1 protein-coding gene is annotated in these 2250 nt (G+C 65.5%); it reads right to left on the reverse strand.

Features of this window, described 5'->3' with window-relative positions:
• Positions 1–117: 117 nt before the first annotated feature.
• Positions 118–1641 (reverse strand): group II intron reverse transcriptase/maturase, encoded by a 1524-nt coding sequence (ltrA, locus tag ACIPSA_RS51340; protein WP_402649235.1) that lies wholly within the window; start codon positions 1639–1641, stop codon positions 118–120.
• Positions 1642–2250: the final 609 nt, after the last annotated feature.

The raw sequence follows: 2250 nt of genomic DNA on the forward strand, positions 1-2250 counted from the left end.
TGTTGGGTCGGGGACGGGACGCCGTGCACCCTCTCGGGTGTCGGTTTTCCCATCCCCGCCCGCCGAACCGGACGTGCCCGTTGGCCGAGCATCCGGCTCTCCACGTGATCCGGTGGGTCAGGCGAGGTATTCGCTGACCTGGCCGACGAAGGCCGCATCGTCGTGGCTGGTCCGGCGGAAGCGGGCTCCGTCCGGATCGACCTCGTCGATGTTGTAGGGCGTGCTGATCTGCGCTCCGCGGAAGCGGTAGCGCTCGACCCGCATCTTCGCCGGGTTGTAGAGGACGAGACCGTCCTCGGTGATGCGATCAGCCCCGTAGTAGCGGCGCCGCATCTGTTTCCAGGTCAAGTGGGGGTGCTTGTAGCGAATCCAGCGGATGAGCCTCCACCACGCGTACCAGCCGAGGTAGGAGAACGTCCGCTTGGAAGCGCCGTAGCGGAAGTAGGCAGCCCAGCCCCGAAGAACCGGGTTGACCGTCCGCAGCACCTCCTCCAGCGAGAGCGAGGTGGTACTTCGCCCCGTCAGTTTCTTGATCTTGTGCATCACCGACGCCAAGGCTGGCCTGGACGGGATGGTGAGCACGACGCGCCGGCCGTCGCCGAAGGGCCTCCGCTGGATGTGGAAGCCGAGGAAGACGAAGCCGTCGTCGATGTGGGTGATGTGGGTCTTCTCGTCAGAGAGGGTCATCTTCAACTTGCGGGCCAGCAACTCGCCGATCTCCGCTTTGATCGCTTCGGCCTCCGACCTCGTGCCGTGCACGAGCACGATGAAGTCGTCGGCGTAACGCACCAGCCGGAAGTTCGGCCGCCCCGTCCGACGTCGATACTGCCGACGCCAGCGCGGGGACATCTCCGCGTCCCAGATCCGCGAGAAGTGCCGGTCCAGGACGGAGAGATAGATGTTGGCCAGCAGCGGGGAGGCGACCCCTCCCTGCGGAGTGCCCGTGAGGGTCTCCGCGAGTCCACCGTGCAACTCGACAACCCCGGCCCGCAGAAACGCACTGACCAGCCGCAGGACCTTGCGGTCCTTGACGCGCTCAGCCACCAGGTCCATCAGGACGTGATGGTCGACGTTGTCGAAGCAAGCCTTGATGTCGCCCTCGATGACCCACTCGTAGGTCGACGGCCTGCTGGTGAAGTGGTGGATCTCGGCGATGGCATCCTGAGCCCGTCGACCAGGCCGATACCCGTACGAAGACGGGTAGAAATCGGCCTCGAAAATCGGCTCCAGGACCAGCTTGAGGGCCATCTGCGCGACCCGGTCGCGCAGGGTCGGGATACCCAGGTAACGGACCTTGCCGTTCTTCTTGGGGATCACCGCCTGTTTGACCGGAAGCGCGGTGAACGACCCGTCCTTCAGCGAGGACCGAAGGTCCTCCAGGAACGGGATCACTCCCAGACGCTCCTCGACGTAGTAGCGGGTGACCGCGTCCACGCCCGCTGTCCTGGCACCCCGGTTGCCGGACACCCGCTCCCAGGCCACCAACAGCGTGGCCTGGTCGCAGATCAAGTTGAATACATCGTCGAACCAGCGGACCGGTTCGTTCCTTGCCCATCGGTGCAGCTTGATCTGATGATCGAGTACCCGTCGCTCGGCCGCGAAGATGCTCGGCCAAGGTGTCGACGGCGCGTCGTTGTTCAACAACGTTCCTCCCCGACAGCAGTCCTGCTGCCATCACGCTGTCGCCCTTCCCCCTGTGACCGGCTTTCCCGGCCTCCGAGTACTACGGCGACTCCGCCACGATCTGGCGCCATCAGCGGGCGTCGCGCCTGCCCGCCGCCCGGCTGGATGCCGGACGGGAAGGGCGATGCCAGATCGCTTCCCACGTTCACTGAGGATCTCTGTGACGGCTTCGGTGCCCAGCTATACCCCGGCAGCATCGCCACGGACCGCACATCGCAGTCTTGGTCCGGGCCTCCCGACGCCCATGGGATAGAGGCGGCGGGAGAGGAGAGGCCATCGGATAGAGCACTCTCCAGCACTGCGAAGCGGCCCATCCACCAGGTTCGGCAGGCCGCTGACGACTCACGGGACGTCGACCACTGGTTCAGTTTCCTTACACCCATTCCGTCTTCGCTTGCGGGCACGAACCGTCTGGTGGTGTCGGTCCGCCCCTACGTTGTCGAGGCTGCTTCCGGCCTCACCCCCAACCCGGGGATCAGCCTGCCTCCAGCTTCAACCGGTCCCTGCGAGGACCGGCGGCGGGCTTTTCATCCCGCGAGATCCATCAGCGCTTCGTGGCGCACAGCC

Source organism: Streptomyces sp. NPDC086549 (genome assembly GCF_044746205.1).
Classification (GTDB): Bacteria; Actinomycetota; Actinomycetes; order Streptomycetales; family Streptomycetaceae; genus Streptomyces.